22 protein-coding genes are annotated in these 19,866 nt (G+C 63.7%); 4 read left to right on the top strand and 18 right to left on the bottom strand.

Features of this window, described 5'->3' with window-relative positions:
* Window positions 1-11 precede the first annotated feature (11 nt).
* Both fabB and fabA read right to left on the bottom strand, forming a co-directional pair.
* On the bottom strand, window positions 12-1,232 hold the full coding sequence (fabB, locus tag FJ988_RS01090; RefSeq protein ID WP_140814877.1) for a beta-ketoacyl-ACP synthase I: 1,221 nt from the start codon (window positions 1,230-1,232) through the stop codon (window positions 12-14).
* Window positions 1,233-1,348: 116 nt separating this feature from the next.
* Window positions 1,349-1,864, bottom strand: a complete 516-nt coding sequence (gene fabA / locus FJ988_RS01085; protein ID WP_140814875.1) for a 3-hydroxyacyl-[acyl-carrier-protein] dehydratase FabA — start codon at window positions 1,862-1,864, stop codon at window positions 1,349-1,351.
* Between the two features lie 245 nt (window positions 1,865-2,109).
* On the opposite strand from fabA, the gene irrA reads away from it, so the two are divergent.
* Together irrA and FJ988_RS01075 are read left to right on the top strand one after the other, a co-directional pair.
* Window positions 2,110-2,541 carry an iron response transcriptional regulator IrrA gene (gene irrA / locus FJ988_RS01080; RefSeq protein WP_140815326.1) on the top strand — a complete coding sequence of 144 codons (432 nt, stop codon included), beginning with the start codon at window positions 2,110-2,112 and terminating at the stop codon, window positions 2,539-2,541.
* 10 nt (window positions 2,542-2,551) lie between these two features.
* Window positions 2,552-2,932, top strand: coding sequence for a DUF4260 domain-containing protein (locus FJ988_RS01075; protein WP_140814873.1), 381 nt, complete (start codon window positions 2,552-2,554; stop codon window positions 2,930-2,932).
* Window positions 2,933-2,982: 50 nt separating this feature from the next.
* On the opposite strand, the gene FJ988_RS01070 is transcribed toward FJ988_RS01075, so the two are convergent.
* Window positions 2,983-3,540, bottom strand: a complete 558-nt coding sequence (locus tag FJ988_RS01070) for an SH3 domain-containing protein (RefSeq protein ID WP_140814872.1) — start codon at window positions 3,538-3,540, stop codon at window positions 2,983-2,985.
* A 270-nt stretch (window positions 3,541-3,810) separates the two neighbouring features.
* On the opposite strand from FJ988_RS01070, the gene FJ988_RS01065 reads away from it, so the two are divergent.
* Complete coding sequence (locus FJ988_RS01065) at window positions 3,811-4,812, top strand: D-glycerate dehydrogenase (protein ID WP_140814870.1); 1,002 nt, start codon at window positions 3,811-3,813, stop codon at window positions 4,810-4,812.
* A gap of 10 nt (window positions 4,813-4,822) precedes the next feature.
* Here FJ988_RS01065 and FJ988_RS01060 read toward each other — a convergent pair whose 3' ends face one another.
* The 12 genes from FJ988_RS01060 to FJ988_RS01005 all read right to left on the bottom strand — a co-directional run bounded on the left by FJ988_RS01060 (window position 4,823) and on the right by FJ988_RS01005 (window position 16,689).
* A complete protein-coding gene (locus FJ988_RS01060; RefSeq protein ID WP_140814868.1) occupies window positions 4,823-5,404 on the bottom strand; it encodes a GNAT family N-acetyltransferase in 582 nt (193 codons plus the stop codon).
* On the bottom strand, window positions 5,401-5,832 hold the full coding sequence (locus FJ988_RS01055; RefSeq protein ID WP_140814866.1) for an aconitase X swivel domain-containing protein: 432 nt from the start codon (window positions 5,830-5,832) through the stop codon (window positions 5,401-5,403). The genes FJ988_RS01060 and FJ988_RS01055 overlap by 4 nt, the downstream gene beginning before the upstream one ends.
* A complete protein-coding gene (locus FJ988_RS01050; protein WP_140814865.1) occupies window positions 5,829-7,082 on the bottom strand; it encodes an aconitase X catalytic domain-containing protein in 1,254 nt (417 codons plus the stop codon). Before FJ988_RS01050 ends, FJ988_RS01055 begins: the two co-directional genes overlap by 4 nt.
* Window positions 7,079-7,567: a GNAT family N-acetyltransferase gene (locus FJ988_RS01045; protein ID WP_140814863.1), complete on the bottom strand. Its 489-nt coding sequence runs from the start codon at window positions 7,565-7,567 to the stop codon at window positions 7,079-7,081. Before FJ988_RS01045 ends, FJ988_RS01050 begins: the two co-directional genes overlap by 4 nt.
* A gap of 4 nt (window positions 7,568-7,571) precedes the next feature.
* A complete protein-coding gene (locus tag FJ988_RS01040; protein ID WP_140814862.1) occupies window positions 7,572-8,327 on the bottom strand; it encodes a molybdopterin-synthase adenylyltransferase MoeB in 756 nt (251 codons plus the stop codon).
* A 32-nt stretch (window positions 8,328-8,359) separates the two neighbouring features.
* Window positions 8,360-9,517, bottom strand: a complete 1,158-nt coding sequence (gene recF / locus FJ988_RS01035; protein ID WP_140815325.1) for a DNA replication/repair protein RecF — start codon at window positions 9,515-9,517, stop codon at window positions 8,360-8,362.
* Window positions 9,518-9,544: 27 nt separating this feature from the next.
* A complete protein-coding gene (dnaN, locus tag FJ988_RS01030; RefSeq protein WP_140814860.1) occupies window positions 9,545-10,663 on the bottom strand; it encodes a DNA polymerase III subunit beta in 1,119 nt (372 codons plus the stop codon).
* Between the two features lie 201 nt (window positions 10,664-10,864).
* Window positions 10,865-12,409 (bottom strand): chromosomal replication initiator protein DnaA, encoded by a 1,545-nt coding sequence (gene dnaA / locus FJ988_RS01025; protein WP_140814858.1) that lies wholly within the window; start codon window positions 12,407-12,409, stop codon window positions 10,865-10,867.
* An 831-nt stretch (window positions 12,410-13,240) separates the two neighbouring features.
* Entirely contained in the window at window positions 13,241-13,507 is a 267-nt protein-coding gene (rpsT, locus tag FJ988_RS01020) for a 30S ribosomal protein S20 (protein ID WP_127252223.1), read from the bottom strand.
* Between the two features lie 228 nt (window positions 13,508-13,735).
* Window positions 13,736-14,509, bottom strand: coding sequence for an enoyl-CoA hydratase (locus FJ988_RS01015; protein WP_140814856.1), 774 nt, complete (start codon window positions 14,507-14,509; stop codon window positions 13,736-13,738).
* Between the two features lie 40 nt (window positions 14,510-14,549).
* The gene (gene mutM / locus FJ988_RS01010; RefSeq protein WP_140814854.1) at window positions 14,550-15,440 is read right to left on the bottom strand and encodes a bifunctional DNA-formamidopyrimidine glycosylase/DNA-(apurinic or apyrimidinic site) lyase; all 891 of its coding nucleotides are present in this window, start codon (window positions 15,438-15,440) and stop codon (window positions 14,550-14,552) included.
* Window positions 15,433-16,689 (bottom strand): phosphopentomutase, encoded by a 1,257-nt coding sequence (locus FJ988_RS01005; RefSeq protein ID WP_140814853.1) that lies wholly within the window; start codon window positions 16,687-16,689, stop codon window positions 15,433-15,435. Before FJ988_RS01005 ends, mutM begins: the two co-directional genes overlap by 8 nt.
* A 127-nt stretch (window positions 16,690-16,816) precedes the next feature.
* On the opposite strand from FJ988_RS01005, the gene FJ988_RS01000 reads away from it, so the two are divergent.
* On the top strand, window positions 16,817-17,737 hold the full coding sequence (locus FJ988_RS01000; protein WP_140814851.1) for a phosphate/phosphite/phosphonate ABC transporter substrate-binding protein: 921 nt from the start codon (window positions 16,817-16,819) through the stop codon (window positions 17,735-17,737).
* 96 nt (window positions 17,738-17,833) lie between these two features.
* Here FJ988_RS01000 and FJ988_RS00995 read toward each other — a convergent pair whose 3' ends face one another.
* From FJ988_RS00995 to FJ988_RS00985, 3 genes are all read right to left on the bottom strand, one after another.
* The gene (locus tag FJ988_RS00995) at window positions 17,834-18,460 is read right to left on the bottom strand and encodes a TadE/TadG family type IV pilus assembly protein (RefSeq protein WP_140814849.1); all 627 of its coding nucleotides are present in this window, start codon (window positions 18,458-18,460) and stop codon (window positions 17,834-17,836) included.
* Between the two features lie 39 nt (window positions 18,461-18,499).
* The gene (locus FJ988_RS00990) at window positions 18,500-19,087 is read right to left on the bottom strand and encodes a TadE/TadG family type IV pilus assembly protein (protein ID WP_407067758.1); all 588 of its coding nucleotides are present in this window, start codon (window positions 19,085-19,087) and stop codon (window positions 18,500-18,502) included.
* Between the two features lie 224 nt (window positions 19,088-19,311).
* Window positions 19,312-19,728 carry a pilus assembly protein N-terminal domain-containing protein gene (locus FJ988_RS00985; RefSeq protein WP_140814845.1) on the bottom strand — a complete coding sequence of 139 codons (417 nt, stop codon included), beginning with the start codon at window positions 19,726-19,728 and terminating at the stop codon, window positions 19,312-19,314.
* Between the last annotated feature and the right edge of the window lie 138 nt (window positions 19,729-19,866).

The raw sequence follows: 19,866 nt of genomic DNA, 5'->3' as shown, positions 1-19,866 counted from the left end.
AAGCGCTGGTCTCACGCGGAATAACGCTGGAAAATCAGCGTCGCATTGGTGCCGCCGAAACCAAAGGAGTTGGACAGGACGGTGTCGATCTTGGCGTTGTCGATGCGCTTACGCACGATCGGCATGCCCTCGAATTCCGGATCGAGCTCCTCGATATGGGCGCTCTCGCCGATGAAGCCGCCCTGCATCATCAGGATCGAATAGATCGATTCCTGGACGCCGGCCGCGCCCAGCGAATGGCCGGTCAGCGACTTGGTCGAGGTGATGTAAGGCATCTTGTCGCCGAACACCTCACGGATGGCGCCCATTTCCTTGGAATCGCCAACCGGCGTCGAGGTTCCATGGGTGTTGATGTAGTCGACCGGCGAGGTCACGGTCGCTAAAGCCTGGCGCATGCAGCGCACCGCGCCTTCGCCCGACGGCGCCACCATGTCGTAGCCGTCGGAGGTCGCGCCATAGCCGACGATCTCGGCATAGATCTTGGCCCCACGCGCCTTGGCGTGCTCCAGCTCCTCCAGGATCAGCACTCCTGCGCCGCCGGCGATGACGAAGCCGTCGCGGTTGACGTCATAGGCACGGGAAGCGGCCGAAGCTCTGTCGTTATACTTCGACGACATCGCGCCCATGGCGTCGAACAGGTCCGACATCGTCCAGTCGAGGTCCTCATGGCCGCCGGCGAACACCACGTCCTGCTTGCCCCACTGGATAAGCTCATAGGCGTTGCCGATGCAGTGCGCGGAGGTCGAGCAGGCCGACGAGATCGAATAATTGACGCCGTGGATCTTGAACCAGGTGGCCAAGGTGGCCGAGGCCGTCGACGACATCGCCTTCGGCACCGCGAACGGGCCGATGCGCTTCGGGCTGTTGTTCTTCAGCGTCGTTTCGGCGGCCTCGACGATGGTCCGAGTCGACGGGCCGCCGGATCCCATGACGATGCCGGTCCGCTCGTTGGTGATGTCGTTCTCGCCCAGACCGGCATCCGCGATCGCCTGATCCATGGCGACATGGTTCCAGGCCGCGCCCTGGCTGAGGAAACGCATGGCGCGGCGGTCGATCATGGCCGTCGGATCGAGCGTCGGCGCGCCCCAGACCTGGCAGCGGAAACCGTGCTCGGCGAAGGAGTTGGAAAAGCTGATGCCGGATTTGGCATCGTATAGCGAACTCTGCACCTCGTTGGCGTTGTTGCCGATCGACGACACAATGCCGAGGCCTGTCACTACGACCCGTCTCATTCGCAACTCCTTCCGGCGTCTTGCCCGAGGACCGTGGTTGGTTTCGGCCCGGGATCATAACGCAAATCAACTGCTCAAGCGCCCGTCGGATACGCAGGCGCCGTGGCGAAAAACGGTCAGGCGGCCGACTGTTTGGACAGGCCGACCTTCAGATCCGTCGCCGCGTATATGGGTTCGCCGTCCGCCTTGAGCCAGCCATCGGCGATGCCGAGCACCAGGCGGCCACGCATCACGCGCTTGAAATCGATGCCGTATTCGACCTTCTTGACCGAGGGCGTCACCATGCCCTTGAACTTCACCTCGCCGGTCGACAGCGCCATGCCCTTGCCGGGCTCGCCGAGCCAGCCGAGGAAGAAGCCGGTCAACTGCCACATGGCGTCGAGGCCGAGGCAGCCCGGCATGATCGGATTGCCGATGAAATGGCAGGCGAAGAACCAAAGGTCCGGCTTGATGTCGAATTCGGCGCGGATGAAGCCCTTGTCGAAGGCGCCGCCCGTCTCGCTGATCTCGGTGATGCGGTCGAACATCAGCATCGGCGGGTAGGGCAGCTGGGCATTGCCTGGCCCGAACAGGTCGCCGCGGGCGCAGGCGAGCAGTTCCTCGTAATCGTAGCTGGACTTTTGATCCGCCATCAAATTTCCGTCCCCGTGTTCTTCGCGGGCGCCAGCGCGCCCTTGTCGTTGGTTTCCTAACACACTCTGTTTGCGGCCGGAAACCGGCGTTTGCGCTTAACCCGTGCGCCTGCCCGGGTCAATGCGCGCTATTGATCGCATTCGGACTACGGAATATATGTCGATCGATGTCCGGTTTTGGCTTTTGACGTCTTTTTGCCATTCTGGACCTGTTGATGGGCTGGGCAACAAGCTTCGAAGCGAAGATGGATTCGGGCTACCGGAAGGAAAATGTCGCTGTGGACAAGCGGGTTCGCGAAGCCGGCCTGAGGCCGACGCGTCAGCGCATTGCGCTGGCCGACCTGCTTTTCGCCAAGGGCGACCGCCACCTTTCGGCCGAGGAACTGCACGAAGAGGCGGTCGCTGCCGGCGTGCCGGTGTCGCTGGCGACGGTCTACAACGCGCTGCACCAGTTCACCCAGGCCGGCCTGCTGCGCATCCTCGCGGTCGAAGGCTCGAAGACCTATTTCGACACCAACACCTCCGACCACCACCATTTCTACATCGAAGGCGAGAACCGCATCTTCGATATCGAGAGCGGCCCGGTGACCGTCTCCAACCTGCCGGAGCCTCCGGAAGGCATGGAGATCGCCAATGTCGACATCGTGGTGAGGCTGCGCCCCAAGCGCGGCGTCTGAACCGCCCGCGATGCGGCAAGTCGACCTGATTGTCCGGTTTGAATGGGTGACAGTCGCCGCGTTGGCCATCATTTGCTATGCGATGTCCGGCTTTTCCTGGTGGCTGTTCGTGCTGCTCATCCTGGCGCCTGATCTGTCGATGCTGGGCTACCTCGCCGGGCCGCGTGTCGGAGCCGTCACCTACAACGCCCTGCATGTCCTGATTGCCCCGCTCGTCCTTCTGGTCGCGGGCGCGTTGCTAGCCGGCCGGGTCACGACCGCCGTGGCGCTGATCTGGATCGCGCATATCGCCATCGATCGTGCGCTTGGCTACGGCCTCAAGCTGCCGACGGGTTTTCAGGACACGCATCTCGGCCGCATCGGCCACGATCGCAATCACGCGGCCGGTTAGGCTGTGTCGATATTCAGGTCAGGCCGGCATCACCTGAACATCGACATGCCCTAGTTCTTGAACTTCTCGCCGGGATATGCGCCCCAGACCTGCGACTGGGCCATCCAGCCGGTATGGCCGTCGAAGGTCATCTCGCACCATTGGCCGTCGCATTTCTTGATCGAGCCGATCACGCCCGGCTCGATGATCGCGACGACGCCGGCATCCTTTTCCGGCTCGTTGAGCAGGTTGATTTGTCCGCCCTTGCCGCGCTGCCAGGGCGCGACGATCGCGGTGCGGCGGCCGGACAGCAGCGACTGGTTGATCCAGCCTTCCGACCCGTCGGCGTCGCGTACGCGCCGCCAGGTGTCGAATTCCTGGATCACCTCCATCGGCAGCCCGGCCTTCAGGTACATCCAGTTGACGGAATAGTTGGCGCCGGGTCCGACGCGCGAGTTAACGCGAGCCGGCTTTAGGCTGACGAAACGCGGCAGCGGCAGGCCGCTGGGTCCGAGCGTTATGGTCTGGGCGGGTGCCGCGGCGCTTTGCGCCTGAGCCTGCGGCGCGCAAAGCAAGGCGCCGAGAAAGGCTGCGCTGAGAGCCAGGCGAAGCGACGCGAAACCAGACACTTTCGTTCCTTTCGGCGCCGGTCCGTCCGGATGGGCGCCCCTTTTTCTTTGTCTTCGGCGGCACCGCTTGTTACAGGAGTGGGCTGATGCCGCGACCGGTTACAAGTTTCGCCGGTCTTGGTTAAAGAGGTCTCAACGAGATCGATTTCGAGAGCATGATCCCGAAAAGTGGGAGCCGGTTTTCGGGAAAGATCACGCTCCAACAAAGAGTAGGATCAGGGTGACGATTCGACGAAACGTCGTCCTGATCGAGCAAGCTTCGGGGATAACATGGCAGGCAAAAAACGGCCCCTCGTCGTCATCACGCGCAAGCTGCCCGATCCGGTCGAAACCCGCATGCGCGAACTGTTCGACGCTAGGCTGAATGTCGAAGACCGGCCGATGACGCAGCCCGAGTTGGTCGCGGCGGTCAAGGAAGCCGACGTTCTGGTCCCGACCATCACCGACCATATCGATGCCGCGCTGATCGCCCAGGCCGGCGAGAACCTGAAGCTCATCGCCAATTTCGGCAATGGCGTCGACAAGATCGACGTCGCCGCCGCCGCCAAGAAAGGCATCACCGTCACCAACACGCCGAACGTGCTGACCGAAGATACGGCCGACATGACCATGGCGCTGATGTTGGCCGTACCGCGCAGGCTCGCCGAAGGCGCCAATGTGCTGACCGGCGACAAGAGCTGGCCCGGCTGGTCGCCGACCTGGATGCTCGGCCGGCGCATCTGGGGCAAGCGTCTGGGCATTGTCGGCATGGGCCGCATCGGCACGGCCGTCGCCAGGCGCGCCAAGGCCTTCGGCCTGTCGATCCACTATCACAACCGCCATCGCGTACTGCCGGCGGTCGAGGACGAATTGGAGGCGACCTACTGGGAAAGCCTCGACCAGATGCTCGCCCGCATGGACATCATCTCGGTCAACTGCCCGTCGACGCCGGCGACCTTCCATCTGTTGTCGGCGCGGCGGCTGGCGCTGATGCAGCCGACGGCCTATCTCGTCAACACCGCGCGCGGCGACATCATCGACGAGGAATCGCTGGTCAAGCTCATCCAGGACGGCAAGATCGCCGGCGCCGGCCTCGACGTCTACGAGCACGAGCCGGCGCTGAACAACAAGCTGTTGAAGCTCGCCGCCAAGGGCAAGGTGGTGCTTTTGCCGCATATGGGATCGGCCACGCTCGAAGGCCGCATCGACATGGGCGAGAAGGTGATCATCAACATCCGCGCCTTCTTCGACGGTCACCGCCCGCCGGACCGTGTACTGCCGCTGAAGACTTGAAAGGCGCTGGCTAAAGGTCCCGCTTCATCATCACCCATTCGCGCGGGCCGCTCCTGCCGCCGTAGGCGACCCATGGAAGCCTGTCCGCGACGAGAAACCCAGCCTTTTGGTAGACCGAGATGGCGGGGAGATTGGTGTCCTCGGCGATCAGGCACAGCCCCTTCGCTCCGGCTGCGAGGGCCAGTTCGGCGGCGTGCAAAAGTAGTCGCTTCGCCAGCCCCTTGCCGCGAAACTCGGTATAGGTCGCTATCGCCGAGATCGACCAGTAGCCGACGGCTCGCTTTTCCAAACTGACGAGCGGCAGGATGGCCGGCGGGACCTGCTCAGCGTGGTCCTCGTTTTGTGCAAGCAACTCGCCAACCAGTCCGCCTGCGACCATACCGTCGACCTCGACGAGACTTGCCTTGGAAAGATGATAAGGCGAGCCGGCGTCGGCGGATGCTGCCCTGCGCGCAGCTTCCATTAGAGCATGGTCCTCTCCGCTGTCCCGCTGCCAGTTTTCCAGCTCGATGCCATGCCCGGCGATATCGACGATGGCGGCGACATGCAGCGCGTCGTTCCTCGACGCCGGGCGAATGGTCGTGATGCTCATGATGCACTGTCTTCTTTGCTGATGCGCAAGACGATCGACCCGTCCGCATTGACGACGGCCAGCTTGCCCCGAATGGAATCGAACTTGTCACTGCCCAGCCGCACCGCCATAGGTGTCTGCCAGCCCATTTCCCTGGCGACGATCAGGCCGAGCAGGAGGATCGCATCTGGTTCATGCAGGACAAGTGCGGCCGGCGCCCGGCCGTTATGCACCAACTCCATCAGCACCGCCGACGCGGAAGACGATCCTATCGTGCCCGGCAGGAACAGCACGCGCCCTGATATGCTCTGCCCATGCTGAGGGTGGCGCACGTCGGTGATGCGGCCGGTTTTCGGATCGACACCGCCCCAGAAGCTGATCGGCGCCGTCAGCACCAGCGCTTCGCCTTCGCCGGTCTTGCCCGGCACCAGGATTTCGGCGGCGTTCATGCGGCGATATCCGTGAAGACGGGCTTGCCGAGCACGGCGCTTTCGACGCAGTCGGCGAGCGAGGCGTAGAGCACCGCATAGCCGGTGTTGCCGGGCGCGTAATGCGCGAATTTGCCGGAATTGGTCATCAGCACGCCGCCTGAAAGCTGCGGCATGATCGGCGTCACCACCACGCAGGTGTCGGCAACGATGACGACACCGCTTGCCTCCAGCGCTTTGCGCCGGCCGTTCCGCTCCAGCGCGGCAAGCGCATGGCGGCCGGTGCAGGCATAGATCGGCACGGCAAGCCGCCGCCCCGCGATCGAGCGCTCCAAAAGGTCGAACTCGTCATCCGACAGATGCGGGCTGCCGATGGCGACCGCATCGATGCTTGCGTGGTCCGTGGCCGTCGACAGGCCGGCGCGGGCTTTCGCGGCCATCTGCGGCGTGACGCGGATCACCGTTTCCGGTGCATGCCCGGACAGGATGGTCTCGGCGTCGGGGGCTTCGGGCGTGACGCCGGCGATATGGAACAGGCCGACCGCGCCGGATGAAGCGGCGGCGGCGCCGAACGCCTTCAACGCGTCCTCGCCGGGATGGTTGGCGATGCCGGTGACGACGCCGATCGCGTTGCCGACCTCGCGGCCATAGAGGCTGCCCAGAACCGGCCAGGCGATCTCCGAGGCAAGGAAGGACGCCGATAGGCCTGACACGTCGAAGACAAGCCACGCGCGGCGGTTCTCGGGCCGATGCAGGCCATAGTCGGGCGCGCGGCCGACAATGGCGCAGGCGATGTCGAGAAAGTCGCCATAGCGGTTGGTGCGCGCGCCCAGCACCGAATTGCAGAACACCACGGCGTTGGACTCGCCCCAGGCGACGTCGCTGCCTTGCTCCGGCCGGTGCCCGGCCTGATAGGGCGCACAGGTCCAGCTCTGCTCGCAGCCCAGCTTGCGATAGGCCTCCATCATCCGCCGGGCCATGCCGCGCTGCGGCTCTTCCAGGCGTATGCGCGAGCAGCCCATCAGGTCGAGCGCGCCGACATTCAATGTCGAGCGCACCGCGACCTTGGCACCGCCCTCGACCAGCCGCTCGGCGAACAAAGTACCGGAATCGCCGTGATAGAGCGCGCCGTCGATATGGGTGGAAGCGATCGGGATCAGCCGCGGCGCGCCGAGCAGTCGGGCGCTTTCGGCGACGATGCGCATCGCCATCGCCGCGCCGTCATGGCCGGCGGCGATCGCCTGTTCTTCCGGGCTGAGTACGAGGCTCATGTCAGCACCTTGCGCATGGTGATAGAGGTCGGCCGGTCGTAGCCCTCATGCGCCGTACGTTCGGTCTCGCGAAAGCCGAAACGTGCAAAGGCCGCATGGTTTGCAGTGAGCTCGATGCGGGTCTGCAACTCGATGGCCTCCTTGCCGCCCTCACGGGCAAGCCGTTCCACAGCTTGCATCAAGCGGGATCCGATGCCCTGGCGCTGGCGCTCCGGGTCGACGGCCAATTTGCCGACATAGAAATCTCGGGCTCTCCCCAGGGCGAACACGCACCCGATGATGCGGCCGTTCTCGATGGCGAGGAAAGCCGTCTCGCGCTTCGCCTTCTCGCTCAGCGTCTTGGCCGTCAAAAGATGCGCCGAGGAGGGCGGATCGATGACGCCGTCCATAGAGGCGAAGGCGCGCATGATCAGTGCCAGCAATTCGTCCCATCGGGCAAAGTCCGGCGCGATCCTGGTGATGAAGATGTCCACCCGCTGATCCATGCGCTCACGCTGCCCTGTAGCGAATGGTCTCGAAGCGCGCTGTCAGCGCATCGTAGAGCAGCAGCCGGCCGATCAGCGGTTCGCCGATGCCGGCGATCAGCTTGATCGTTTCCATGGCCTGCAATGTGCCGATGACGCCAGTCAGCGCGCCGACGATGCCGGCCACCGCGCAGGACGGCACCAGGCCTTCCGGCGGCGCTTCCGGGAAAAGGTCGCGATAGCTTGGATTGCGCTTGCCGTCGGCGCCTGTCTCGAACGGCTTCAGCACGGTGAGCGAGCCGTCGAAACGGCCGACAGCGGCATGCACCAGCGGCTTTCGCTCCGCCGCGCAGGCATCGGCCACGGCATAACGCGTGTCGAAATTGTCCGAGCCGTCGACGACGACATCGTAGCGCGCGACGAGGGTAGGGGCGCTTTCGGCCGTCAGCCTGAAATGGTGCAGCTCGACCGCGACATTGGGGTTGATGCGCCTGATAGCCGCCGCGGCGCTGTCGGTCTTGGCCATGCCGATCGCGTCCGTGCCGTGGATGACCTGCCGCTGCAGGTTGGAAAGCGACACCGTGTCGTCGTCGACGATGCCGAGCGTGCCGACGCCGGCCGCGGCGAGATATTCGAGCACCGGGGCGCCGAGCCCGCCGGCGCCGATGACCAGCACACGCGCCCGCTTCAGCTTCTGCTGGCCGGCGCCGCCGACCTCCGGCAGCACGATATGGCGCGCATAGCGTTCGAGCTCTTCGTCGGAGAGGGCGGCATTGGTCATGGCCGAGACCTTATCGCTGGCGCAAGGCGTTGTCAGCCGGTCGGCCCGACGCTGCCGTGATCGACCGTCAGGAACTGCGCGCGGCCCTCGAGGCTGGAAAACAGCGCCGCGTCCGTGCCGGTCATGAACGCCTGGCAATTCAGCTCCTCGAGGATGGAGAACAGCGCAGCGCGGCGGCCGGCGTCGAGATGTGCGGCAATCTCGTCGAGCAGCAGGATCGGCGTCAGGCCCGACATCTCGCCGGTCAGCCTCGCATGCGACACCACGATCCCGACCAGCAGCGCTTTCTGTTCGCCGGTCGAGCACAGTTCCGCCGGCATCGACTTCGGTCGGTGCCGCACCACCAGATCGGAGCGGTGCGGGCCGTCCAGCGTGCGGCCGGCGGCGCGGTCGCGCTCGCGGCCATTGGCAAGCATCGCCCGGAAGCGCTCCTCGACATCGACGGCTGGCGCTTGAGCTACCGCGCTTTCCAGATCGCCGGAAAGGCTGATGTCGGCCTGCGGGAACGGGCCGCTGCCGGGCAGCCTGTCGATCATCGCGGCAAGCAGCCGCACCAGTTCGGCCCGCGCCGCGGCGATCGCGACACCGGTCTCGGCCATCTGAGTCTCGATCGCATCGAACCAGGCGCCATCGCGCGAGCCTTCGGTAAGCAAACGGTTACGGCCGCGCATCGCCTTCTCATAGTCGAGTGCGCGTTGGCCATGGCCGGGGTCGATCGCCAGCACCAACCGGTCCAGGAAGCGGCGGCGGTCGGCGGCCGGGCCGGGAAACAGCCCGTCCATCGTCGGCGTCAGCCACACGACACGCAGCCATTCCAGCATCTCTTCGGCCGATCGCGCCGCAGCACCATTGATGCGCACGCGCCTGCCGCCTTCGCCGGCCACATCGCCGCCGGAAATGCCGGTGCCGATCTCGACTTCGCCTTCCGGCCCCTCGATCCGGGCATGCAGCGCAAAGCCGCCGTCGCCGCCCTCGCGGGCCACGTCGCCATAGGGCGCGCGGCGCAGGCCGCGGCCCGGCGTCAGCAATGAAATCGCTTCCAGGAGATTGGTCTTGCCGGCGCCATTGTCGCCTGACAGAACGACCGCGCCAGGCGCAAGGTCGAGCGACAACGCCGCATAGTTGCGGAAATTGGTAAGTGTCAGCTTACTTATGTGGCTTTGCTGCCGAAGCTGTTTGGCATCCTCGATCACGGCGACATGGCAGCCTGCTCAGGCCTAGACGCGCATCGGCATCAGCACGTAGAGCGCGGTCTCGTCGGCCATATCGTGGATCAGCGTCGGCGATCCGGCGTCGGCCAGCATGAACTTGGCTTCCGTGCCGGTGAGTTGCGCTGCGACATCGAGCAGGTATTTCGCGTTGAAGCCGATCTCGATCGGGTCCGACGAATAATCCGCCGCCAGTTCCTCGGTGGCGCTGCCCGAATCCGGATTGTTGACGGCAAGCGTAAGCTGGCCGTCATTGATCGAAAGCTTGACCGCCCGGCCGCGCTCCGACGAAATGGTCGACACGCGGTCGACGGCCGCGGCAAAAGTTTGGCGGTCGATGATCAGCTTCTTGTCGTTGCCGGTCGGAATGACGCGCTGATAGTCGGGGAAGGTGCCGTCAATCAGCTTCGAGGTCAAAACCACGCTGCCGATGGTGAAGCGGATCTTGGTGTCGGACAGTTCCGTCGTCACCGCCACATCCGGATCGTCGACGAGCTTCTGCAGCTCGCTCACCGTCTTGCGCGGAATGATGATGCCGGGCATGCCTTCGGAGCCCGCCGGCGCGTCGATCTCGGCGCGCGCCAGGCGATGTCCGTCGGTCGCCACCGAGCGCAGCTTGAGCTTGCCGCCGGCTTCATGCGTGTGCAGGAAGATGCCGTTGAGATAGTAGCGCGTCTCTTCGGTCGAGATGGCGAACTGGGTCTTGTCGATCAATCCCTTGAGAGCCGCCGATTCCAGCCGGAAAATATGCGAGAACGAGCCGGCCGAAAGCTCCGGGAAGTCGGACTGCGGCAGGCATTGCAGCCGGAAGCTGGAGCGGCCGGAGGTGACGGTCATGGCGTTGCCGTCCTCGTCGGTCTTCAGCATCACCTCGGCGCCGTCGGAAAGCTTGCGCACGATGTCGTAGAGCAGATGCGCCGGCACTGTCGTGGCGCCGCCGCGCTCGACCTTGGCGGGCGTGGCCTCCGTCACTTCGAGGTCGAGGTCGGTGGCCTTCATCTCGAGGCTGGCGCCCTCGGCGCTGAGCAGCACGTTGGACAGGATCGGTATGGTGTTGCGCCGCTCGACCACGCGATGGACGTGGTTGAGGGACTTCAGGAGATTTGACCGTTCCAGGATAACACGCATGACGAAACAGGCTCGCTTCAATGAATGAGCGGGTCACCAAGAGGCGGCACTCCCGCGAAAGCTCTGAAAGGCTTCAGAATCTCTGCAAGCTGACAGTAAAAAGCCCGCAAACGCAAGCCCGCGGCACCGGTTCCGGCCGGCAGCGCGGGCTTTCTGGGGATAAAGCCGGCGAAGCGCGCCGCCGGCCGTTTTCGTGCCGCCTCAGGCCTGGTCGTTGATCAGCCTTCTGAGCAGCTCCAACTCCTGCGCCAGCGTGTTGTCGGCCCCCGAGAGATCTTCGATTTTGCGCACGGCGTGCAATACGGTCGTGTGGTCCCGGCCGCCGAAACGCCGCCCGATCTCAGGCAGCGAGCGCGGCGTCATCACCTTCGACAGATACATCGCCACCTGCCGCGGCTTGACGATGGTGCGCGTGCGCCGGTTGGACAGAAGCTCCGTCTTCGACACGTTGTAGTGGCGCGCCACGATGCGCTGGATGTCTTCGATGCGCACCCGCTTCGGCTCGCCGGAGCGGTAGATATGGCCGAGGATCTCGTCGATGCGGTCGATGGTGATCTGCGGCTCGAACGACTGGCGGAACAGTAGCTGGTTGAAGGCGCCTTCGAGTTCGCGCCCGCTGCCCGTCACTGTGCGCGCCACATGGTCGAGGATCTCGTCGGAGATGTCGAGCGAGGCGTCATCATTCTTGGCGGTGGCGCGTCGCAGCTTGAGCATGCCGAGCCGCATGGCGAAGTCCGGCGCCGACATTTCCAGCGCCACGCCGCCATTGAGGCGCGAGCGAACGCGCGGCTCCAGCGATTCCAGTTCCGACGGCGGCCGGTCGGCGGCGACCACCACCTGTTTGGCGCTGTCGAGCAGCATGTTGATGAGATGGCAGAACTCGTGCTGGATCGACTTACCCTGCAGGAACTGCATGTCGTCGATGATCAAGAGGTCGATGTCGCGCAGCTGCTCCTTTAGCGTCAGCGCATTGTTGTCGCGGATCGCGGTAGCGAAGCGCCACATGAAATATTCCGCCGTCAGATAGACGACGCGCGACTTCGGGTTGTGCCGCAGCGATTCCGCGGCGATGGCCTGCAACAGATGCGTCTTGCCGAGCCCGACGGTCGCGTGAAGGAACAGCGGGTTGAAGCGCACCGCGCTCGACTGCGATTCCGCCACAGCTCTCGCTGCCGCGAAGGCGACCCGGTTCGACGGACCTTCGATGAAGGAGTTGAACGTGTAGCGCGGGTCGAGTGGCGAGCCGAGCACGTTGTGGCGGAACTCCGGCTCCGCGGGCACGCCCTGGCGGGGCGTCGGCGCCCGTTCCACCCGCCCGGCGGCCACGGTGCCGGCGGCCAGGGCGGTCTGCGTCTGCTTGGTCATCTTGCGTGCCGGCGCGATCTCCGGCTCGACAGCATTGCGGCCCTGCCGGGTCGCGGTGCGTACGACAATCTCGATCTTGAGGACGTCCGGATCCTCATGCTTCCACAGCTCGGCAATCAGGTCGAGATAGTGGCCGTTGATCCACGACCGCAGGAACGCCGTGGGCACGGAGATACGGACAATGCCGCGAGAGGCCTCGGCCACCTTCATGCGGCCGAACCAGCTTGAATAGACCTCGGCCCCTAGACGCGCCTTCAGCTGGGTCTTGACCCGCTCGAACTTCTGTTCCGCGTCGTTGGATGCCACCATGTCGTTCCCCCCGACAAAAGTTGCTGGAAATGGCAGTTCGCCCGTTAGCTCCCGTTCAATGCCGCTTTGCATATCGAGTCCTTCGCTCTCGTACCCTTCTTTCCGCCGGGGGTGCGCCTCCTGCACCCTTGGTCCGACGATCCCGTTCGTTGCTTCGCCACCGCCGCGGTGGCTGACAACGTCGCGCAAGGGACCAACACTGGCTCCCACAAGCCAGCTTGCTGACAAGGTCAGGACAATACGATACCGTCCGGCGAAATCGCCGGCGCGACGTCGACTGCCATGTACAATTACGCCAGTCCCCTACCCGCACCGAAGAGACAAACCAAGCCGTGCGCGGAATTGCTCCGCGTCATGAATTCTGCCATTTTGTGCTGGCCGATCCAGGCTGGGTCAGGGGCAAGTGCCCGTCCCTTCGATGAGTGGACATTACCGAAATCGCTGTGGATAGGGCAAGGCCACCTCTAACGGATTTTTAACGAATCTGGTTACCGAACAGGGCCTGAAATCGGGTGCCGCAGCGGCACGTTTTGACAAAGCCATTGTGATTCAAAACCTTTTCCGGCGAATATGAAAAAGGCCGCCCGAAACGAAATATTCTGAAATAATTCTCTTGACAGCTACTTCTCCCCCATTGCTCGTCCGTGAGTTGAACAAGCTGTGGATGACCGGCTGTAAGCAGCTGAAATATATAGGGAATTTGTGACAGGCTAGATTAAGGCCTTCGCCGCATCGCGGGCGCTTCGACATTAGTGAGCGCGTATGTGCCGGCAAAATATTCGCAGCTCTGAAATCCAGCCGCAAGAGAGGTTTGGAGGCATTCTTTTAAGTGCTTGCCGGCAAACGAAAAAACCCGGCCTATTCGGCCGGGTTCGAAGAAGATTGCGGAAGGCCTTAAGTCGATCAGGCCGACAGAGTCTTGACCCTCTGGGCGAGCCGCGAAACCTTGCGCGACGCCGTGTTCTTGTGGACCACGCCCTTGCTGGCGGCGCGCATCAATTCCGGCTCGGCAGCCTTGAAGGCTTCGACCGCAGCGGCCTTGTCGCCGGCGGCCAGCGCCTCTTCGACCTTGCGGACATAGGTGCGGACGCGCGAGCGGCGATTCTTGTTGACCGCGGCGCGGCGGGCGATCTTGCGCGTTGCCTTTTTGGCCGAGGAAGTATTGGCCATGATGCCTCTCTTCTGATCTGGTGGGCGCCAGCGGTTGCTGCTAGGCGCAAAAAACAAACGGGCAGCCACAGGGCCGCCTCGGTTGGTGCGGCTTATAGTTCAGCTTTTCCGGCGCGTCAACGCCACTTGGTCGTCTTTTTGAAAGGCTCCAATGGATGTCGCCCAAAATTGTGCATCAATAAAAAAGGCTGAAATGCGTTGCCGCTATATGTATCCGCGCAAGGCATTTCAGCGATTGCTGAAATTCGGCTTCCGCTTCTCGACAAAGGCGGCCATGCCTTCCTTCTGGTCGTCGAGGGCGAACAGCGAGTGGAATAGCCGGCGCTCGAACCGCAATCCCTCTGCAAGCGTTGTCTCGTAAGCACGGTTCACCGCTTCCTTGGTCATCATGACCGATGGCAGCGAGAACGCCGCGATCTTCGCCGCCGCCTTCAGCGCTTCCTCGACCAAATCCGCGGCAGGCACCACCCGCGAAACGAGCCCGCAGCGCTCGGCTTCGGCTGCATCCATCATCCGGCCGGTCAGGCACATGTCCATGGCTTTCGACTTGCCGACGAAACGCGTCAGCCGCTGCGACCCGCCCATACCCGGCATGACGCCGAGCGTGATTTCAGGCTGGCCGAATTTGGCGCTGTCGGCGGCGATGATGAAGTCGCACATCATCGCCAGTTCGCAGCCGCCGCCGAGCGCATAGCCCGCCACGGCGGCGATGATGGGCTTGCGCGCGCGGGTGAGTTCCTCCCAGCCGACGAAGAAGTCCTGCGTATAGGCATCCACAAAGGCGATCGCCTGCATTTGCTTGATGTCGGCGCCGGCGGCAAACGCCTTTTCCGAGCCGGTAAGCACCATTGCGCCGATGCCGGGATCGGCGCTGAAAGCGTTCACCGCGGCCACGACTTCCGCCATCACCTGCGAATTCAGCGCATTGAGCGCCTGCGGCCGGTTCAGCGTGATCAGGCCGACCTTGCCACGCGTCTCGACGATGATGGTTTCATAGGCCATGGCTGCGTCTCCTCGTTCCGATTGAGGAGATCGGTCTAACTCACCGCTGACAGGTCCGGCAATAGAAGGTCGAGCGGCCCGATTGCACGATGCGTTCGATATGGCCGCGACAGCCGGGCTTCGGGCAGGACTCGCCCTCGCGATCATAGACCGCGAAGGAATGCTGGAAATAGCCGAGCGATCCGTCGGTATGGACATAGTCGCGCAGCGAGGATCCGCCGGCGGCGATCGCGTCGGCGATCACCGAGCGAATCGCTTGCGCCAGATCTTCGCTTTGCTGCTTCGCCTTTTTGGTCGAGCCGGCAATGGTGCCGGCCTCGCGTAGCGGTGACAGGCCGGCGCGCCACAGCGCCTCCGAGACATAGATGTTGCCGAGCCCGGCGATGAGCCGCTGGTCGAGTAGGGCGGCCTTGAGCGGCGATCTACGGTCCTTGAGCAGCGAAGCGAGCATGGCCCCGTCAAGCGCATTGCCGGTCGGTTCGACGCCGAGCCCGGCAAGCATCGGATGCGTGTCCGGCGCGCCTTCGGCAAACAGCATGAAACCGAAGCGGCGCGGGTCGTTGAAGACGACGCGGGCGCGTTCGCCCTTGGCCGAGACGACGTCGAACACGACATGGTCGTGCGCCGCGCTTTTCGAACGCTCGTGATGGAAAGCGCCGGGCACGTCGTCGGCATCGGCGGTCTCGATGCGGAAAGAACCCGACATGCCGAGATGGCAGATCAATACCGGGCCTTCATCCATATGCATGGTCAGGTATTTTGCCCGCCGCCCGAGCGCCGTTACGGTCCGGCCGGTCAGGCGCTTCGCAAAGCGTTCCGGAAAGGGAAAGCGCAGGTCGGGCCGGCGCGCCTCGACATGGACCAGTCGCGCGCCTTCCAGGACCGGCTGCAGTCCGCGTCGGACCGTCTCGACTTCGGGCAATTCAGGCATGGTCACCTATCGTCGCAAGGCCACCTATAGCTGTAAGGAAGGAGGCGCCGTTGCGGCCGGGCGCCAGCCCGAGATGTTCGGCGACCGTTTCCCCCATATCCGCGAAAGTCGGACGCAGCCCGATGTCGCCGCCCCTCAGGCCGGGCGCGATGCCGATGATCGGAACGCGCTCGCGCGTGTGGTCGGTGCCGCGCCAGGTTGGATCGTTGCCGTGGTCGGCGGTGAGCATCAGAAGGTCGCCCGGCCGGAGGCGGGCAAGCGCCTCCGGCAGCCGCCGGTCGAATTCTTCCAGCGCCGCCGCGTAACCGGCGACATCGCGCCGGTGGCCGAATTCGGTGTCGAAATCGACGAAATTGGCAAAGACCAGGTCGCCTTCGCCGGCATCGTCCATGGCGCCGAGCGCCTTGTCGAACATCGCCATGTTGCCGCCCGCCTTGCGGACTTCCGAGATGCCGCGATGGGCGAATATGTCGCCGATCTTGCCGACGGCGATCACCTTGCTGCCGCGTTCCGTCAGCCGGTCGAGCAGGGTCGGCTCCGGCGGCGGCACGGCGTAGTCGCGGCGGTTGTGGGTGCGCTGGAATGTGGGCAGCGTCTCGCCGACGAAGGGCCGTGCGATCACCCGCCCGATTTTCAGCGGGTCGACCAGCCGGCGCACCGTCAGGCAGAGCTCGTAAAGCCGCTCCAGCCCGAAATGCGTTTCATGCGCGGCGATCTGCAGCACGGAATCGACCGACGTATAGCAGATCGGCTTGCCTGTCAGGATATGCTCCTCGCCGAAGCGCTCGATGATCTCGGTTCCCGGCGCGTGGCAATCGCCGAGGATGCCCGGCACCTTGCCTTGGCGGATGATCGCTTGCGTCAGGTCGGCGGGGAAGGCCGGCACCGTGTCGGGAAAATAGCCCCAGTCGAAACGCACCGGCAGGCCAGCGATCTCCCAGTGGCCGGAAGGCGTATCCTTGCCGCTCGACACTTCCTGGGCCGCGCCTTGGAAGGAAGAAGCGAGCAACGGCGCATCGATGTCGGGCTTCGATCCTGTTGCAGCCTGCGACGCCCGGCCAAGCCCGAGCGACATCATGTTGGGCACGGCAAGCGGTCCTTCGCGCAGGCCCTCCCGATCGGCGCGTCCCTCGGCGCAGGCTCGCAGGATGTGCCCGAAAGTGTCGGCTCCGGCATCGCCGTAACGCTCGGCATCGGCCGCGCCGCCGATGCCGAAGGAATCGAGAACGAACAGGAAAGCGCGCGCCATTTTGTGTCATCGTTGCCAGTCTGGAGAGCCAGACATAAGGTTCGCCGGCGGCATTGGCAAATCGGAAACCAAACCGCAACGGCTTGGCTTCATATTGGGCCGCAACCGATCTTGGCTGGAGCGACGGATGGCGGGACGCGGCAAAACCGCGGCAGTAAAGGGTTGCGCGGCGGCGCTCGCCGTCCTGGCGGCATGCTGGCCGGCGCGTGCCGACTGGCGCGAAGACATCGGCGTCTTCCGCATCGGCATCGTTGCGGAGCCGGGCGGCGGCAACACGGTCCCGGGTCTGGCGCGCCTGACGGAGGCCTATACCAACGCGCTCGGCATGAAGGTCGAATTCGTCGTTGCCCGCGACTATGCGACATTGATCGAGGCGCAGGCGAGCGGCCGCGTGCAATATGCGATCTATACGGCGCTCGCTTATGCGACGGCCTTGGAACGCTGCGGTTGCGTCGAGCCGCTGGTCGCGCCGGTCGATGCCGACGGCGCCGTCGGCATCCGCTCCGTGCTGGTGACCCGCGACGGCAGGCTGCCGGACCTTGGCGCCATGGCCGCACATCGGATCGCGATCGCCCCCGTCGAGAATGTCGGCGGGGCGCTGCTGCCGCTCACCGGGCTGTCGGCCGAAGGCGTCAAGATAGCGGAAGGATCGCCGTTCCTGGCGCGCGCCGCCACCGCCACCGCAGCCGAGACGATGCTGGGCGACGGCGAGGCCGACGCTCTGTTCGGCTGGGAACCCGCCAATGCGGATGGTCAGCCAACTGGTTCGGGTGGCACCATCGCAAGGTTGGAAGCTTTCGGCATCCCGAACACGTCGCTGCGCGTGCTATGGACCTCGGGCCTGCTGCGCTACGGCCCGCATGCTGTCCGCAGCGATCTCGATCCCGAGGCAAAGCGCCGGTTGACCGTCTTCCTGACCAATCTCAAATCCCAGACGCCTGACGTCTACGATCTGCTGGAGGCGGCGCATTCCGGAGGCTTTGTGCCGGCCGCGCCCAGCGATTACGCCATGGCCCTTGCCATTGTTCAGCGCGCATCTGGCGGCTAAGGCAATTCCAAGAAAAGTGTGAGTGGTTTTCCGTCGGTGGTTGTGTCAGTTCGCCGTTTCCGTGAGGCGGCGAATTTCACCACCCGGGAATGACCGTCAGCAGTCGCTACAGGGTATCGTCGTGCTACGGCGAGGCCTGAGATAATAAGTCTCGCTCATCGATATGTTGCTGAAGGTCGACAGCAATCCAAGCGCTTTCTGCTGGTTGGACTGCCCGTCCCAGGCGATGACCGGCGTGTAGGCAAGGTCGCTTTCCACGCGGATCAGGAAAGTGTTGCGAATGTTGAGCGTCGACGGAACGGTTGTCGTGGTGCCGGCCGCGGCATCGACGCTGTAGGTGCTGCCCACCAGCTTGCGCGACCATGCGACCAGAACTCTCGGCGCCGTCTCGTCCGTGATCTGAATCGCGGTGATGATGATCTTCGGCGTCGAGCGGTTGTAGGGCAGAAGCGTCGTGGACCCGATCTTCATCATCGCTTCGAGGTTCGCCTTCACGACGGTCTGCTGTTGCGTGACCAGGTCGGCCACCATGCTGCCGATTCGGCTGACCTTCTTGCTTGTTTCGATGGCCTGCGAGGCTTCCATCGTGATGAAATACATGACGAGCAGCACAGGCACGATGAACGCAAACTCGATGGCCGCGACGCCGCGGCGATCGTGGCCAAATCGCCGCGCTCTCGCGACAATGGCCGAAAATCCCGAATGTGCCCCCGCACGATACATCCTAATCCTCCGGGCCGCTGTCGCGGCCGTCCACCGGTATCAATTGTCGTTGAATGGTTCGCTCTGCCAGGTCACGGAGGCAAAATGCAGCGTGGTACCGTCCGGGAAACTCTGCATCTGCTTTTCCAGGATGTTCGTCATCACCGGCCACTTGTAGAACACCCTCAGCATGTTGATGGATTCCGCCAACCCTGGTTTGGCCTGGAAGGTCATGTTGCTCCCACCTTGCGTCAACTGGATATTGTTGCCCACAATCGTGAAGCCTGCGGTGGCGGCGTCGGCAAAACTCGTATACTCGCGCAAATCGACGAACAGACCGGGACAGCCATTGGCGACTATGATCTGCAGGCGGTTGCAGATCGCCGTTTTGATCGAGTCCATATTGACGTTGTTCTGCTGGAGCTGCCCGGTCCGCAACTGACGGGCCACGTCATCGGTCGCATTGGCCATCACCTCCTGGCCTGCAAACGAGATGCAGCTTTCGAGGATGGCGAATACGAGCAGCGCGAACGGGATGGCCAGCAACCCGAATTCAATAGCCGTGCCGCCGCGTTTGTCGCTGAAGAAGCCAGGGCGGGGTTTCAGGGGTGCCCTGTTGCCTATGCCTTCGCCGGATGTCGGGTCCATGCTCATTTTGCGTTCCTGCCGATCGCTTTGCAGTACCGGCGGCAACGTTAGCGAAAACCAATTGAGTTCCGGTTTGGATGATCGTTAAATTCGTCGAACGTCATTTAACCTGTCTTTAACACCCGCAGGATTGGCAGCGTGTTTTGCTCGAAGCGCGTCGTGTTGAAGCGGGTTCGGAACAGCTGCGCACTTCCGAGCGACATGCACCAGGGCGCGATCCCGATCTAGTGGGAAGTGTTCATTTCGGTTTCGGACGCTTTCTCGGCTTCGGTCTTGTACGCGCTTTCGCAATAGGGCGTGCAGGACATCGTCTGGACGTCGGCGCGCCTGTAGATGCGAATGGAAGACGCCGCCTGTCGTACCACGGTCACCTGTTCGTCGATGATCGGGCTGCCGTCCGTGTCGAGCACCACCAGATTGGTGACGCCAAAGCCCTTTCCGGTAAGAACGATCGTCGAGGCATCCTGCACCGAAGCGTCGGCGATGGCCGGATTGCCGACGACGACCGTGTCGGCCGCGCGTGACAATTTGACGATCTTTGCCTGATTCATGGTGACTTCGATGCCCGCGCCGGCCTTGGCTGGCATGACGAGGGCAGCGGTCGCCAGCAGCATGGCAACTGGAAATCTCGACAGGGTCATTGAGGCGCTCCGGACGGCAGATTCTTCAACGGAACATGAACGAGATTGGTGAACCAACGGTTAAGCCATACGTAGCCTCGATAAGGATCTGTCTCGCCTCGCGCGTCATTCGTCAGCGCACATGCCATTTTAGCAATA

The sequence above is a fragment of the Mesorhizobium sp. CU3 genome, from assembly GCF_006442965.1.
Classification (GTDB): Bacteria; Pseudomonadota; Alphaproteobacteria; order Rhizobiales; family Rhizobiaceae; genus Mesorhizobium.
Note: the sequence above shows the minus strand (reverse complement) of the source record. Positions and strands in the feature narration are given on the sequence as shown.

What these genes read in the sequence shown, in the direction of transcription:
- FJ988_RS01065 (WP_140814870.1), top strand. Translation starts at nt 3,811, where the DNA reads ATGGCAGGCAAAAAACGGCCCCTCGTCGTCATCACGCGCAAGCTGCCC.
- irrA (WP_140815326.1), top strand. Translation starts at nt 2,110, where the DNA reads ATGGATTCGGGCTACCGGAAGGAAAATGTCGCTGTGGACAAGCGGGTT.
- dnaA (WP_140814858.1), bottom strand. Translation starts at nt 12,409, where the DNA reads ATGCAAAGCGGCATTGAACGGGAGCTAACGGGCGAACTGCCATTTCCA.
- dnaN (WP_140814860.1), bottom strand. Translation starts at nt 10,663, where the DNA reads ATGCGTGTTATCCTGGAACGGTCAAATCTCCTGAAGTCCCTCAACCAC.
- fabB (WP_140814877.1), bottom strand. Translation starts at nt 1,232, where the DNA reads ATGAGACGGGTCGTAGTGACAGGCCTCGGCATTGTGTCGTCGATCGGC.
- FJ988_RS01050 (WP_140814865.1), bottom strand. Translation starts at nt 7,082, where the DNA reads ATGAGCCTCGTACTCAGCCCGGAAGAACAGGCGATCGCCGCCGGCCAT.
- FJ988_RS01045 (WP_140814863.1), bottom strand. Translation starts at nt 7,567, where the DNA reads ATGGATCAGCGGGTGGACATCTTCATCACCAGGATCGCGCCGGACTTT.
- mutM (WP_140814854.1), bottom strand. Translation starts at nt 15,440, where the DNA reads ATGCCTGAATTGCCCGAAGTCGAGACGGTCCGACGCGGACTGCAGCCG.
- FJ988_RS00990 (WP_407067758.1), bottom strand. Translation starts at nt 19,087, where the DNA reads ATGGACCCGACATCCGGCGAAGGCATAGGCAACAGGGCACCCCTGAAA.
- FJ988_RS01015 (WP_140814856.1), bottom strand. Translation starts at nt 14,509, where the DNA reads ATGGCCTATGAAACCATCATCGTCGAGACGCGTGGCAAGGTCGGCCTG.
- FJ988_RS01060 (WP_140814868.1), bottom strand. Translation starts at nt 5,404, where the DNA reads ATGAGCATCACGACCATTCGCCCGGCGTCGAGGAACGACGCGCTGCAT.
- FJ988_RS00985 (WP_140814845.1), bottom strand. Translation starts at nt 19,728, where the DNA reads ATGACCCTGTCGAGATTTCCAGTTGCCATGCTGCTGGCGACCGCTGCC.
- FJ988_RS01005 (WP_140814853.1), bottom strand. Translation starts at nt 16,689, where the DNA reads ATGGCGCGCGCTTTCCTGTTCGTTCTCGATTCCTTCGGCATCGGCGGC.
- FJ988_RS01000 (WP_140814851.1), top strand. Translation starts at nt 16,817, where the DNA reads ATGGCGGGACGCGGCAAAACCGCGGCAGTAAAGGGTTGCGCGGCGGCG.
- rpsT (WP_127252223.1), bottom strand. Translation starts at nt 13,507, where the DNA reads ATGGCCAATACTTCCTCGGCCAAAAAGGCAACGCGCAAGATCGCCCGC.
- fabA (WP_140814875.1), bottom strand. Translation starts at nt 1,864, where the DNA reads ATGGCGGATCAAAAGTCCAGCTACGATTACGAGGAACTGCTCGCCTGC.
- FJ988_RS01040 (WP_140814862.1), bottom strand. Translation starts at nt 8,327, where the DNA reads ATGACCAATGCCGCCCTCTCCGACGAAGAGCTCGAACGCTATGCGCGC.
- FJ988_RS00995 (WP_140814849.1), bottom strand. Translation starts at nt 18,460, where the DNA reads ATGTATCGTGCGGGGGCACATTCGGGATTTTCGGCCATTGTCGCGAGA.
- FJ988_RS01055 (WP_140814866.1), bottom strand. Translation starts at nt 5,832, where the DNA reads ATGAACGCCGCCGAAATCCTGGTGCCGGGCAAGACCGGCGAAGGCGAA.
- FJ988_RS01075 (WP_140814873.1), top strand. Translation starts at nt 2,552, where the DNA reads ATGCGGCAAGTCGACCTGATTGTCCGGTTTGAATGGGTGACAGTCGCC.